Source organism: gamma proteobacterium symbiont of Lampromicra miyakona, from assembly GCF_059730895.1.
Window position 1 is genome coordinate 3586973 of the sequence record NZ_AP035932.1, and the last position, 13747, is coordinate 3600719.

General features: G+C 51.0%; 17 protein-coding genes and 1 pseudogene. 4 read left to right on the plus strand and 14 right to left on the minus strand.

Features of this window, described 5'->3' with window-relative positions:
- The first annotated feature begins 165 nt into the window (after positions 1–165).
- The gene (locus AC6I8P_RS16915; protein ID WP_059009477.1) at positions 166–594 is read left to right on the plus strand and encodes a hypothetical protein; all 429 of its coding nucleotides are present in this window, start codon (positions 166–168) and stop codon (positions 592–594) included.
- Between the two features lie 471 nt (positions 595–1065).
- On the opposite strand, the gene AC6I8P_RS16920 is transcribed toward AC6I8P_RS16915, so the two are convergent.
- Positions 1066–1281: a hypothetical protein gene (locus tag AC6I8P_RS16920; RefSeq protein WP_059009479.1), complete on the minus strand. Its 216-nt coding sequence runs from the start codon at positions 1279–1281 to the stop codon at positions 1066–1068.
- A gap of 243 nt (positions 1282–1524) precedes the next feature.
- Positions 1525–2154 carry an SOS response-associated peptidase family protein gene (locus AC6I8P_RS16925; RefSeq protein WP_498030804.1) on the minus strand — a complete coding sequence of 210 codons (630 nt, stop codon included), beginning with the start codon at positions 2152–2154 and terminating at the stop codon, positions 1525–1527.
- Positions 2155–2208: 54 nt separating this feature from the next.
- On the opposite strand from AC6I8P_RS16925, the pseudogene AC6I8P_RS16930 reads away from it, so the two are divergent.
- Positions 2209–2450 (plus strand): annotated as a pseudogene (locus tag AC6I8P_RS16930) (DNA polymerase III subunit theta).
- Positions 2447–2629: a hypothetical protein gene (locus tag AC6I8P_RS16935; RefSeq protein ID WP_059009483.1), complete on the plus strand. Its 183-nt coding sequence runs from the start codon at positions 2447–2449 to the stop codon at positions 2627–2629. Before AC6I8P_RS16930 ends, AC6I8P_RS16935 begins: the two are co-directional and overlap by 4 nt.
- Before the next feature lie 47 nt (positions 2630–2676).
- Here the strand turns inward: AC6I8P_RS16935 and AC6I8P_RS16940 are convergent, their stop codons facing one another.
- The 10 genes from AC6I8P_RS16940 to AC6I8P_RS16985 form a co-directional block, all read right to left on the minus strand.
- Positions 2677–3378, minus strand: coding sequence for an N-6 DNA methylase (locus AC6I8P_RS16940; protein ID WP_059009485.1), 702 nt, complete (start codon positions 3376–3378; stop codon positions 2677–2679).
- 126 nt (positions 3379–3504) lie between these two features.
- Positions 3505–4455, minus strand: coding sequence for a DUF1281 domain-containing protein (locus tag AC6I8P_RS16945; RefSeq protein ID WP_088515975.1), 951 nt, complete (start codon positions 4453–4455; stop codon positions 3505–3507).
- A gap of 96 nt (positions 4456–4551) precedes the next feature.
- Complete coding sequence (locus AC6I8P_RS16950; RefSeq protein ID WP_104187984.1) at positions 4552–5535, minus strand: ArdC family protein; 984 nt, start codon at positions 5533–5535, stop codon at positions 4552–4554.
- A gap of 71 nt (positions 5536–5606) precedes the next feature.
- On the minus strand, positions 5607–6218 hold the full coding sequence (locus tag AC6I8P_RS16955) for a hypothetical protein (RefSeq protein ID WP_088515973.1): 612 nt from the start codon (positions 6216–6218) through the stop codon (positions 5607–5609).
- Positions 6219–6298: 80 nt separating this feature from the next.
- Positions 6299–6607, minus strand: coding sequence for a hypothetical protein (locus tag AC6I8P_RS16960; RefSeq protein ID WP_059009494.1), 309 nt, complete (start codon positions 6605–6607; stop codon positions 6299–6301).
- Positions 6608–6716: 109 nt separating this feature from the next.
- A complete protein-coding gene (locus AC6I8P_RS16965) occupies positions 6717–7034 on the minus strand; it encodes a hypothetical protein (protein ID WP_088515972.1) in 318 nt (105 codons plus the stop codon).
- 78 nt (positions 7035–7112) lie between these two features.
- Positions 7113–7478, minus strand: coding sequence for a hypothetical protein (locus AC6I8P_RS16970; protein ID WP_088515971.1), 366 nt, complete (start codon positions 7476–7478; stop codon positions 7113–7115).
- Positions 7479–7566: 88 nt separating this feature from the next.
- Positions 7567–7983: a hypothetical protein gene (locus AC6I8P_RS16975; RefSeq protein ID WP_088515970.1), complete on the minus strand. Its 417-nt coding sequence runs from the start codon at positions 7981–7983 to the stop codon at positions 7567–7569.
- Between the two features lie 320 nt (positions 7984–8303).
- Entirely contained in the window at positions 8304–8555 is a 252-nt protein-coding gene (locus AC6I8P_RS16980; RefSeq protein ID WP_141097286.1) for a hypothetical protein, read from the minus strand.
- Positions 8548–9438 (minus strand): integrase domain-containing protein, encoded by an 891-nt coding sequence (locus AC6I8P_RS16985; protein WP_498030805.1) that lies wholly within the window; start codon positions 9436–9438, stop codon positions 8548–8550. Before AC6I8P_RS16985 ends, AC6I8P_RS16980 begins: the two co-directional genes overlap by 8 nt.
- 2104 nt (positions 9439–11542) lie before the next feature.
- On the opposite strand from AC6I8P_RS16985, the gene AC6I8P_RS16990 reads away from it, so the two are divergent.
- Positions 11543–11818: a hypothetical protein gene (locus AC6I8P_RS16990; protein ID WP_481657898.1), complete on the plus strand. Its 276-nt coding sequence runs from the start codon at positions 11543–11545 to the stop codon at positions 11816–11818.
- 53 nt (positions 11819–11871) lie between these two features.
- Here the strand turns inward: AC6I8P_RS16990 and AC6I8P_RS16995 are convergent, their stop codons facing one another.
- Positions 11872–13398: a conjugal transfer protein TraG N-terminal domain-containing protein gene (locus AC6I8P_RS16995; RefSeq protein ID WP_260642282.1), complete on the minus strand. Its 1527-nt coding sequence runs from the start codon at positions 13396–13398 to the stop codon at positions 11872–11874.
- Positions 13399–13408: 10 nt separating this feature from the next.
- Positions 13409–13747, minus strand: coding sequence for a hypothetical protein (locus AC6I8P_RS17000; protein ID WP_370443433.1), 339 nt, complete (start codon positions 13745–13747; stop codon positions 13409–13411).

The following is a 13747-nucleotide window of genomic DNA, read 5'->3' on the forward strand; positions in this document are numbered from 1 at the left end:
TGACCGCGCACCCGCGCGGTTTTTTTCTCCGCCGGCGTACAGGCGAACTTATGCACCCGTGCGGTGGATAACCCTGTGGGCAGGGTGCATACACCATCGGCCAGGGAGCGCACCATGCCCGATGGCGGGTGGCGTACAAATTTCATACAGACAGGCGGGCCGTTTATGAACAAGATGCTGCTGCTGTTTGTGCTCATGGCGTCCCCCTTATGGGCGCAGCCGGCAGCCTGCACGCCCGGCTCCGGCACCTGCATCACGGCTTCGGAGGATAAAAACGTGTTTCTGCACGCGACCTGCGATGACGACGGAGCGCTTCTGATTTCGCTGGAGGCGCCGCACGGCAGGCTTTCGGGCGATGACATACAAAACAGCGCAGGACAGGACGGCGGCGGATGGACGTGTGCCGGCGAGGCCCTGCGTGGCCACTGCAACATTCTCTACGCCCGGGTGCCCGGCGCCATGCTGGACATGCTGTCCGGGCGTGCAGGCCGAGGAGTCCGGCTGGCCGGCGCACTGCCGGAAGGACGCCTCCTGAATTTTTCTGCCGCCAGCCTGCGACACTGGGCTGACGCCCTGCCGGCACGCTGCCACTGAGCCCTGCCCTTCCGTGACCGCGACCCGCGCTGCCAGGAATCATCTTATTCACGCGCGCCCGGTTGCCTTAACGGCAGCGGCGGTCTTTGCTTAAACGACTGCAGAGATACAGCAGGTTAAGCGGAGAAACAAACGCCATGGGTCCCGTACGCTGCCGGCGCTGCTGTGCACCTCTGACCACGGAGGATCGTTATTATTTTATCAGCCACTGTGAGACCTGCGACACGGACATCCGGCATCAGGCGGGTGAGGCACACATACCCGTAAAGTCCCCGATGTATGTGCTGAGGGGCGTCTTTTTCTTATTGCGCCGTTACCGTCATATCCGGACGGCCGGGCGCTGACCTCGCGGCGGGAAAGTGACGTCTGCCGCTCAGTGTTTTTTTACAGTGTCTGAAACGATTCGGATATTAAGAAAACACGCATCCCTGCGTGATTATATTTATTCCCAGATTGTTAACGGCAGGTGGGTTACAGAAATCCCCGCATCATTTTAATATAAGACCAGCTTGTCATTCTTTTAATAAACTTTTTCGGGCAGGTGAATTTCCTGCCCTCCCAGTCCAGATTAAACCACTGAAAATCATCGTCCTTTATTTTCTCAATCATACTTAAAGCCTGTTCAGGCGTCCTGAAAGCATAAGCCTTCATCACGCCTTCACGTGTGCGCAAATCAATGTGAACCATATAACCCCCGGGTGAAAAACTACTGTGATTTCATATTATTTTAATAACACGGTCATAATAGCTCTGTTTTCTCACGGTGCGTTATTTATTTTCGTTATGATCGCTTAAAAAAATCACCCCTGAAAAGCCGCTTAAAATATCTGATTATATTTGTGTTAAATAAACAGGAATTTTGATGGCAAAATTCCCGGTCATAAATTAAATATATTTAATCACGTTGACGCATAAGATCATGCTGCATGCTCATCGGACTGATGCCTGTACGCCCGGATGCCACGAAAAGGCGGATTCAGGCAGAGCGCTGGTCCGCGCGATCTCCGCAGCGCGCGCCGGAGAAGTATCATGACTCAGCCATTCCCGAACCGCGTCTGCAGTCAGCACAAGTGGACGGCGGTCATGTATGTCTACCATGCCCTGATTGCTGGCCGCGGTGAAGATAACGAAGCCTTCCCGCCCGTGCTCCCGATTGAAGGGCGCCTTTCCGATGGCCGCAAAAAACAGCGGCTGCCTGTCACGGTGGTGAATGAAGTAGGGTTGTTTTCCGGCACCACTTTTTTGCCACTCAAACCAGCCGTTTGCAGGCACGACGGCACGCCCGTGTACCCACAACGGCTTAAACATGCGCCCTGATGCAGCTGTTTCACTGCGGGCATTTATGAGCGGCGCCTTATCCCACCACTCGGGACCATAGCCCCAGTAGACCGGATCGAACGCCAGATCCCCATCGCGTTCACTGAGTAACAGGACCTTTGTGCCCGGCGCCACGTTGTACCGCCCGATAGGCTCCGGGTCCCGGATTAATTCTTCAGGGCTGGCGCCAAGCGCCTTAAAGTATTCATCCCTGCTGCTGTACTGCGCAAACCGTCCACACATAATTACCTCCTGCTATTCAGCATAGGCGGTATACTGTCATCCGGAGGAGTCATCTTGTCTCATAACCTTGCAGCCCGGTCGCGGGAAGAACGCGACAGAGTTAACGTGGATTTAGCTGCGTCAGGCGCGGCCTACAAAGAACGCATGAACCTGCCGGTAATACCTGCAGAAGTGGAGCGGCAGCAGCCAGAAGAAATGCGTGAATATTCCGGGAGCGTCTGCAATTCTATCGGCAAGAAGCGCAGAAGTTCCCGCGCGGTACTGACCCGATTTATCAGAAGGAGGAGCAGAAATGACGACGCCGATTGAAAAATTAAAGCAGCTAGCCGAATCTGAACACGTAGCGAAAGATTGTTATTTCGGATACAGCATTGGCAAGCTAACTTCTGATGAAGCTGTCATGCTTTATATGCACCGAAAAACAAAGGAGCATAAAGGTGTTCGCAATCGGCTTCTCAGGGAGAAGCGGGCATAAAATTTCCAAAAGAAAGCAGACCTGTATTCAGGTCTGCCTGCTGAGTTTTAAGCTACGTGAAAAAGTTGTTTTTGCCCTTTAGTGACATTCCGCAACCTTTCCGGCCAGCGCTCCCAGTAATGAACCGGCGTTCGTAAAACCCTTCGCCGCTCATCGCTCAGGGCATTTCCAATCACGACCTCTCCGGCTACGCCGCACAGTGAGAGCTGAATGTAAGCCATACCTGCGGCCAGCGGATCGATGTCCGTTGCTGAAAACCACAGATGACGGTGTGGTGGATAACCGGCCTCCATCATCACGCTGGCGTACGCCAGCACCATACAACCGGCACCGCAGGCTGGTTCCCAGAGGGTAATGAAAGGTTTAACCTTCAGCTGTTCTTCAATATTTCCAAGCTGAAGCTGAGCCATCATACGGGCAATGCTCCACGGGGTAAAAAACTGTCCCCGGTATTTATCACCCATCTCGAGCTGCATAAAAACCCGCCCCAGAAAATCACCTAGCTCCTCTTCAAGCCCGTTCACCACATGGGCAAACAGTTGCGCCAAATTTTTGACGTCAGGTTTTTCATAACGGGACACGATGCGCAGGTACTTCTGTTCACGCTTTTCACAGAACTGCAGGCGATTTTCCAGTGCGATGACGCTACAGCTGATGAAATCCTCAAACACCTGATGCCGGCGGTGATAACGGGCGGTCTGATTAAAGAGTTTAAGAAAGGCTTTTTCGTGATTAATGACTTGTTTCATGCGTGCTTCCTCAGAAAAGGGAACACGCTTCCTGAAGGGAAACGGTGTTCCCTTCGGGGTGAAAAAACGGCCACAGGTTTCGCTGTGGCCGGACGACAGAGCCGGATTACCGGTTCTGGATTGTCGCTATGCGCGGATACTGCCGTAGTGCGCTGTGGTTACAGCGGGCACTAAAGCAGGTTCAGGCGTAACCAGGTACATACGGGCACCATCACCCGATGCAGACTGGCGTAGCTCCTCAGCCGGGTACGGACCGCTGTCAACATGATCGCCCCGGTCAAAGCAGTTGTAACCTGACGTGCCGGCATCCGGTGAAATCCAGTAGTGCCGGATCTCGCAGTCAAACAACTGTGACATTTCTCCCATGATCTCACCTGACGGCGGATACCAGGGAGACGCAAAGTGCAGCGTGAGCGAACCCACATCATCACGGCTCCAGCTGGCCTGATGGCCTGCCGGGAACTCCATGCCAAAAAGCTGCATGTAAAGTTCTAACGATGTATTGAGCCCCCTGAACAGACCCGTATCGCCGTTGAGTTCGGTAGCAAGACGTGACGGCATCACCATCAGCATGTCACAGGGGCAGGTTGTCTCCGGCATACTGCTGAGCCATTCCCAGCGCTCCTGCGGATCGAACTGGCCACCGGCACCGGCTACACCAAACCAGTCGGCATAATGCACGGCCATCAGCTGCGCCATTATCTGCCGGGCTGAAAACGGAATGGCTTCCCATTTCAGCGCATCGATGCCGGACTGCAGCGTGATTTTCTCCATGCGGGAGAGTGTCTTCGTGTCCAGCCACGCATCCTGCTCCAGCAGCTCGATAAAGTGCTGGAATGCCTGGTTAGGTGAAGTCTGCGCTCCCGTACCTGAAGCGGTCAGCATCGGATACGGCGCATAGTCCATGGCCCTGATAGGCTTGAGTATGCCGGCACAGCCAGCGAGAAACAGTTTTATCGCCTGCCGGACGGCATGGCGGTATAGCGGTTTTTCCGTGCCGGCAATCCAGGGCTGCATAACATCAAGGCAGACTGACTTACCGGTGATTTCCAGGCGGTTCTGGCACCATGAAAACATTGTGAAACTCCTCTTGTCGGTTGAAACGAAAAGAGGGCATCTCCCTGAGGAAGATACCCTCAGGGGGATGATGGCGGCCGCAGCCGCCGGGTCAGATTATGCCGCCTGTTCCGTATTACGGTTCAGGGGCGCAAGTAAATATTCCGAGGCTTCACGGGCGAACCGGCAGGCACGGAAAATTGCCCGTTTGTCTTCCCGAAGTGCTCTCAGCCAGCCGGCAAGATAGCTTTCGTGCTGCACGTCGCCGGTAATACCGAGCTCCGCACAGAGAAAGGCGCTGCCGGTTTCCGCTATCAGCTCTTCGAACGCATAAACCGGGTCACCAAACTGCCGTGACGATGAGGTAATGCCTTCCCGGTTCAGGCGACTGCCGTGCCCGGTGGCATGCACCAGTTCATGCAGCAGGGTGGACCAGTAGTCCGCCTCCGTCCGGAACTGCGATACCGTCGGCATGACTATGCGGTCAGCGCCCGGCCGGTAATAAGCGCGGTCCTGCCGGCGGTGATCGCACCCGACTCCCGTGGAGCTGAATATCTGCTGTACCTGATTCAGCTGTACCGCGCTGAGTTCAGACGGGGATTCTGCCGGAACAGAAACCACACCTTCACCGCTAACGAATTCAGGCAGGCCCTCACACTGTTCAACGTTGAACAGCTGCAGTTGCTTCAGCATGGTCAGTTGCTCCATAACCGGCTCTCCGTCCCGGAACAGCAGATTATCACTGCTGTCCCTGGCCTGTTTCTCAAACGGTTTGTAGATAATGGCCAGCGCGCTGGTTTCATTCTTCCTGACGTGACCTCCCGCAGTTTTAGCCTGCAGGAAAGTCAGCCAGCGATCGGACGTATAACCGTGTTCTTCTGCGGCCATCCAGAGCAGGGGAACGTTAACCCCGCTGTAGGCACGGCCGGTTACGGCATTGACCGGCAGGCAGCTGCCGTGCACGTTCTGAGCCGAACGCCACGGGCGCCGCCAGGGCGGCACGCCATTTTCCAGCGCCACAATGATTTTATCGGTGACCTGCTGATACAGGTCAGTAGTCTGTACTGCTGACGCTTTGGATCGGGCTGTTGTCTTTTTCATGGGATGCATCCTTTGAAAACGGGGCGCATCCCGGCCGGTGGCGGACGATGCGCCACCGGTGAGTGGAAAAATCAGTAAAAACGTAAGGAGCCGTCGGCCATAACCAAACGAATACGGTCACGTACGCTCGCGACCGCACTGTCAAACATCTCCCGATCGGCGGGTTTCGCCCGCTTTGAATCAAGGCGAATGACCTGGTCGAGAACATGTAATGCCTGCGAACGCCAGCTGAGACGTTCAGCATTACCTACACAGGCATGAAAATGGCGCAGCGACTGATCGTAAAGCCAGCGGGTCCGGTCACGATATTCGCTCACCGGTACATACACCTTCAGCGGTGGATGCGTTTCCACATGAAGCGTCAGCGCATTGTTCAGGTTACTGATCACGGGTTTGATGAGCAGATCATGCTGGTCATTCAGGACAGCATCAGACATGCTCTGCGCAATAAAGGTCTGAAAGAAGAATTCCCGTTCGGGTATCAGTGAGTCAGCAAGATCTGACCAGTCTGCATCCTCCGACGGATTACACCCTGCAGCCCAGGCTTTCAGCCACTCTCCGGGATGATTGTCATCAGGTACACGAAGATAAATCCCCAGGTTCTTTTCAAGTATCAGCGGGCGCTGCATACCCAGGTTCTGTGTGAAAAGCGGACGAAGTTCAGCAGAAGTAAAACGGATCATATTTCCTCCGTATAAAAGAAGGAGGAAACCTCCCCGGGAGGGAAGGCCCCTCCGGGAAGTGTTAATCAGTAAAAACAGATTCAGTCGAAACGGTAACGCAATCCGGCCATTTGCTGCGCCATCTGCCGGCCCGCCCGTAAAGCCTTACGTGCGGAGGCAAACTTACCTGCGCTGCCAAGTTGCTGATACTGCCAGTCACGCGAACTGTAGCCCGTTCTGCGTGAAATGATGGCGGTAAACCCTCCTTCAGACTGAACGACCTCGGCGCGGAAACTGCTGTGTCCGCTGCGGTTGGTGAACCATTCAGCCTGCTGCTGACGCATTGCCTCTGCAAGGCAGCTGAGGGCGCGCGATGTGCGGGTGATAAGTAACAGCATTATACTGCTCATGGTTTTCTCCTTAATGAATGCGGAGAAAACCATCACCGCAGATGCAGGGAGGTTGTCCCCGCATGGGTTAAAGCCTTTGTCATAAATGACGCCGGCGTCTGGTTAATGACTAACCGAAGTGATGATATAAAGCGTTATCCGGATCGTCCGGGTTAAAGGTTCGGCTGGCAGGAATGTGAACTGTCATGGCGCAACCGCAGGCTGGGTGATAACGATGACGGAAACGATGGATGTAGCGTTTTCCAAACCACAGAACGCGTTTTTCCACTGTCTCCATGTACTGCCAGACTTCACCGTCATTATCAGCAACAGCCGGGTCCTGCAGGGCACGGTTAGATCTGTGCTTTGCCAGCCTGCTCCACATCCGGTGCCATTCGCTGCTGTTATGTTTAACGAGTAATAACGTATTAAATGCCAGTGTATTCACAGGTAAATCCTCTTCAGTAAAAATAAGAGGATTTGTCTCCGTATGGAGAAAATCCCCATACGGGTTAAGTGCATCACCTCAGAAATCTGCTTCGCTATTTTCCATAGCCAGAAAGCATTTTTCGTCTTTGACTGCGCTTTTGTAGAAATATGTCCAGGCCTCTTTATCAATACCTTCTGCCATGCGGCAAAGGCCGTTAAAGAATGCCTCCCATGATTCAGGTATAAGCTTCCGGACATGCAGTTCAGCCAGGTCCCTGGCGACCGCAGCCATTTCCCAGACGTAAAACGGAAAGCCGTCGTCATCTGTCCCGGTATTCAGGCCAAAACGGCGAAGCGCTGCGATACTCAGCAGCTCGCCCTCTGCTTTGGCCAGTGCGACTTTGTGAGCGGTACGCTCGCTGGCACGATGATAAAAATCTGAAGTGAGAGTTAAATCGTTCATTGAGGATTCCCTGAAGCGTCGGGGAAATCTGTCCCTGACGGGGACAGAAGTCCCGTGAGGGTAAAAGACTGTCCGTTTGATAAGGCAGTCAGGCGATGTCAGAAAAACCGGCGCTCTGATAAAACATTTTGCGCGCTTCTTCTGTAGCGTCGTCCAGCTCTTTTTCCTGGCGAGACAGGGTAACGCCCTGGTGAAAAGCCGTATTCCAGTGACGACTGTGAACATTTGCCCCCAGGAGCGTCAGCTCGTTCACGGCTTCTTCGACAAAGGTGTGTCTTATGAAGCAATGCTCAGTTGCAAAACCAACGGTATGTGCGACATATCTGAGAAAAGTCAGGTAGTCTGGAAGGCCGTCAGCAGGAACCTGAGGATCGGCGTCAACCATGAGTTTGTAACCAAGACGTACGTTAAGCTGAGTTTTAACGTAATCCACCATGATTCTTGCAGAAGCGGATGAATCACAATTCAGTAACGTGAGCGGATTGATCATTTTGGTGTAATGCATGGGTACGATTCCTTATAAAAAAAGGGAACCGTCCCAAAGGGAAAGTATCCCTCAGGGTGAGAATCAGGCCAGAAATGCCGGATGAGTAAATCAGGTGTTCAGGAGAGTGAAGCGAAGTAAAAAGGACCTTAACCGCAGGGGTCCCTGTTTTCAAAGGTTAACAGGTTTGTACCGCCCGAAAGCGCCATCTCTCAGGTTGTGATGGCATTGGCATGTGATTACCCGAAGGCGTTCCTCTCAAATCACCGGAACATTGGCAGTTGTCAGAGACAACGTTAGCAAAATAAGCGTACACAATTCCCGCACCTCAGGCAAGAGTATCAACGCAAAGATCTTACCGCTTTAATTTTTGCACTCAGCACAATCCTGAAAGTTTCAATCAGTGCGCCCTGAGTGAAATACAGACAGGCATCAGTACGGGTGAGCCTGTCACCATAATGTGCATAAGCCTCCTGTAGACAGGCCACCTCGTAATGTCCCCTGTCGATAATGCGTGAAACGTTTACTTTAAATCCTAAAAGCACACGACAAATAATCGAAACTTTACCAGAAATAAAACCATGCTTATTCATGAAGCTTAACCTTGTTATAAACACGCGCCACGTAATGTCCCCTGCCATCGCCATGTCCCAGATCCATTGATGCAAGAGCCTGCGCCTCTTCTTTAGTAAAACCTTTTTTCATATGGAGATTCATAACATCAACAGAGTACGCATAACGTAAACTATGGGGTGCATATTTGCCGGTTAATCCTGATTCACGGACGACATTGCGATAGCGTTCAATAGCCGTGTGTAATGATGGTTTATCGATTAACTTGCCATTATTTTCACTCAGATGTTTAAGAGACGCATTGATTGCAGCCAGAGTCGCATCACGATCTAATACCGTGGTATCTCTTGGGCGCCCTCCTTTTGTACCGAATACAATGCGTATTTTTTCGTCCCCATTCAGTAACGCTTTTTGCCAGGTACGCAATGATTTAGCAGACTGAACTGTTTCTTCCGTTCTTAAACCGAGTAATCGGGATAGCCTCATTGCGCAGGCAATGCCCTCATCCTTTTGCTCTACACTCGTTAATACCTGCCGAAAATAATTATCGGGAATGGCAACCTTCGTTCCGTCCCGGCTCGTTTCCGAAATGCCCAGGGCCTGGTTGCTCAGTTTTTCATGAGAAGGATTAGCCATGAATGTCTTTCCTGCAACCCGCAGTAAAGCGCGGATCGCCGCCATTTCATTTTGAAGTGTGCGCCTGGAAATTTCTTCTGAAAGGCGACTTTTCATATACAGTTCGATATGCGACGTTTTAATGTTCCTTATATCTCTGATTTGAACATTAAGCCTTAATAAATGCTCGGCAAACCTGTCAGCAATTTTCATTCGGTCAGAAACAGTTTTAAAACTTCCGCCCGCCTGTCTGGCAAGCGTTTTAAGATTTTTATTCAGTTTTGCCATAATCCCCCTCCATTTAAACAGGTGTCAGTGCTTTTCCGTCTGCGTAAACGGAAAAGCACTGACACCGGCTGCGCCACAGCTACAGACGATGAATTTCACCCCGACGGCACGGTTTGTGGTTGCGCTTCCTGCGTCTCGACAGATATCTGTGCATCGGGGCGGCGAAATGTTGAGTTATTGCGAAGCTCCCCAGGTCTCTGACCTGTTCGCGGTTTGCACCGGGCTGAAATGAATCAGTCTGCTTCCACACACCAGTATGCTGACTGGTGTCGCCATCGATATCGTGTCGATTTTCTCCTCTTTTAATGAAGTCCCGGGCCGTTTTCACGGCTAAGACGTTTGATTGATAAATGAACAAACGGTGAATGAAGTACGTCTTTAAGGCGCTTAAAACCTTTGAGTACGTGTTGGTCAGTTGGTAAAGAAGTTGTTTAAACGGCAGTGCGTCAGCGCTGCCAGTTATGCGCTGCGCGCGTCACTTGGTACTCGTTTCACTCGAACGCAAGTGACGCCGCGCTCTTCTGCTCTCAATGCTGCCGTGGAAGATGCCCAAATGTTCCAAATGGTCATACCCACGTCGCAAAGTTTGCAACGGATGCAGTCGTCAAAAAATTGAGACGAAACGAAGAAAACAGACAGATGAGTCTGAAAGAAGGCTGTCAGGGACGGCTTGTTTGTGAAGGAATATCCTTTATCGCTGTCAAGGCGATCCCCATTTTCAAAGGCTAACGGGTTTACCGCCCGAAGGCACCGTCTCTCAGGTCATAACGGTTTTGGCATGCAATCACCCGAAGGCGTCCCTCTCAGATTGCCGGGACATTGGCATGTTGCTTTACGCAACGGTACAACGAGGGAGATGTTAGATCGAAGCGTGATCCTTTTTCAAGTAACTTCTGTCACCAGAATATATATGTAGCCTTTTTCCTCCTGAATAGAACCATGTTATGTTCATGTTTATATAGATGATTAATATGTTCAGGAAACCACCGGTTAGCGCTATATTACATATAAACGACAATGCTTATATACGGCTTATTAATTACAACAGAATGAATCTTTAAAGATGCCTCGAAATTGCATGTAATTCACAGTCAGAATAAAAACGTTGCGGTAAAAATGATGCACCTGATTGGTATGACCGAAGGAAATCCCAGAAATAGGATGCGCTGAGGGCTTTTCAAGTTAATTGATAGTGATTGTAGCGCACCCCTTCCTTAAGGAATTCTCTTCAAGGTAACTGGCGGAATCACTTTAATCAGAATCAAAAGTTTGTGCGGTGTTTTAATAAAAAATAAATAACAGAAGGGTAATCCCTTGTCCGTCATCTAACAAAGTTATTTCCTCAATGAAGAATATAAGTGTTTTTGTGTATTGAAAGCAAAAAAACACTTAATTTTTATAAAATTGCATTAAATGAAGTTCATTCCTGATGTGTTTGACAAATACATATCATCCATTGCAGGTCCCGACAGCAATACAGGTAAAAATAGTAAGGCTGCCCTGAATCGTTTGAAGTCATTTAATGAAGCGCTTAATCGATGCGCTCATTTTTATCAGTTTGGAATTTTTGACCTATAATCTTTGAAGATGATGGGCGTGTGCTCACACTCTCGTCAGTAGATATGGTTATATATCCTGCCTGATTAAACGCAGGGCATAATAATGCAATCAAATTAACAGGGTTATTATTTCAGATGTGTCGCCTCATTATGAAAGAACCTGCGCAAATGAGGAGTTGGTTTTCATGTAAATTAAGAAGAACTAAATAACCTCAGGTAGGATGAAAAAACGAAAACTTCACCGCTTACAGGTGAATATGTCATTATTTCAAATCCATCTCACATATTTACCTTCGGTAAGGAGACTGTCTTGGCAAAGAGAGGTCTACAGGCATACTCCCCTTCATGTCAACTTCACGCCGCACTACAGGTTGAGCCAAACCTTTTTGACTTTATACTGAGCGGTCATAGTCAACCATAGAATCAGTCTCTGCATGTTCAAAAATTTGCCAGCCCTAATGAAATTTAGTAACCTGGTACCATGCTGTTGAAAGGCTGGTTTAAACTCTACTGCCAGGATTAACAAAGTCAGAGGAACCATCATCATGAGTGGTAAAAATGGGTTCGATGCTGAAGACTTAAGCACCACACTGGCTCGTTTTGCGAGTAAACGTCGTCGTAACATCGTTTATGATGAAGCAAAGCTGAAAAATAAAGCGCCAGAACCTGTCGTGCTCTCTAGTGCAACGCACGATTGTGGAACAACCATTCTAAAAAGTGTGGCGACTAATTCAGAAAAAAACCAAGAAGAATACAAATCCTCACTGAAGTATAGTTGGGAAAAAGAAGGGTTTTTCAGGCACAAAGATGGTTTTAATTAAGCGGTGGGTAATTCTTACCACCGCTTTTGAGGTGCGCAATTGATTAAAATTGCCTACTTTAAAGCCCCTTTAGCCCCGCTAATAGCCGTTTTTTGTGCTGTCTTGCCTGCTTCCGATCCTGCATCCATTGGCATCTTAGCAGCATCGCTTAAATGACTTGCCATCGAACCTATTCGAGCACCAGCCCATCCCAGCATTCCCACCCAGAAAGCTGGAAACACTACATACATCATCCCCAGTACCAAATTCATGATCCAGCCATCGTTAGTTGAGCTGATGAAGTTCGCAAATGGGACAGAACTGCTGGCGAGCCCCTGTTGTGCCATATTATCGTAAAGGATGGTGATCATACGGTCATCGAGCCAGCCGGCCAGCTCCCACCAGAAGGTGATGAACTGCAGTGCAAATAATGCAAATGATATGGTAACCACCGTTTTAGGCTCATAGGCACTGAACATCATCAGCACCGGTATCACAGTGATAATCATCATCTGCAGAAGCGCCTGAATCATCGGAAGTGCCTGTTTTAGCGCATCGAAGCCAGGAAGTGCTTCTGCCTGCTTAAGGCCAACACCTATTGTCGAAGTCAGACGAGTTATGTTACCTACTACGCCGGTTACGTTATCAGCACTACCCACAGCATAAGTCGTTCCGTCACCTGACAGACCTGCATTTCGGGGACTGACCAGCCATCGCAGTGCAACTTCCTCCCACTGAGCTCCCGGAAATGAACGCTGCATCTCCTTTCGCGTGTTGTCTCCAAAGCTTGCCAGCACCCGTTTACGCAACCCGGACGAGCCGTCGGACCACCACGTTTTACAGGTGGGATAGCCGCCCTGACCGGTGTCCGGATAGCCGCTGTCGCGGGAGCTGTTATAGGGCCACTGGCTCCTCGGGGTGGTGGCGGTGTAGTAATCGTAATAGCCCGACGTATTCAGGAAGTAGTCGCTGCCAATCCAGCCTACCGAGTTAATGGTGGCATCGCTGAGCTGACTGTTGCTGTTCTTGAGCCGGAAATAGGCCCTTGAATAACACTGATCTGCAAAGTCCTGGACCTCCTGCAGCAATACCGGGTCACGCAGCTTCGTGTTCTGCACGTCAAAGCGCATCTGGCGCAGCTGCGTGCCGCAGGGAATGGACGCAATCATGGCCTGGGTGGTGCCCTTAGACATCATATGCAGCAGGTACCACCAGATGGGCACCTGGGCGGTACGACCCTCAAAGTCATTGACTAAACCGCTGTAGCCCGAGTTCTGCGGCGTGGGTACGCTGATGCCACACTGCTTTGCCCGGGAACTGTCGAATTTAATGGTGCTGATATCTACTGGCAGCAGCGGGATGCAGCAAAAAAGCATCACCACAAATGAAACATAAATGGCATGCTCAATGCGCGGGAGCGCCAGTAATCCTTTATTCCCTTCGTCTGCACCTTCCTCACGCACCTTGAGCCAAACACCCATGACTTTGAAAACCAGCGGCAGCGCGAAGAGCCCTGTGCTGCTGAGAATGGTCCACATGGCATTGTTCATCACCCAGCCAAAGAGGACCAGAAAGTATTCCAGGAAACTGTTTGCAGTCATGATCTTCCCCTTATGCCGTGCCGGTCCAGGCCACGCACTCCGTGGCCAGAATAAACAGCACCCCGAGCAGCTCGGTGCGCGGCAGGCGGGCACGAGCCTCCGGCCACCGCTTCAGAAGCCGCGGACGGATCTTCAGGCCCCAGGCTGCAGCGATGCCGGCATACATCACAAGTCGCCAGGCAAACAGCCCCCACCGGCTCTCATGCAGCCAGCGGCGTGTCAGCTGGCCGTCCGGGTCATACGCCATAAAGACCGAAGCCAGCGCAAACATGGCCACGGTTACCAGCAGTAACGGGAGAAGCATGAGTAATATGCGGCCCGCACGGCCGCGAACAGAGGAGAGTGTCAT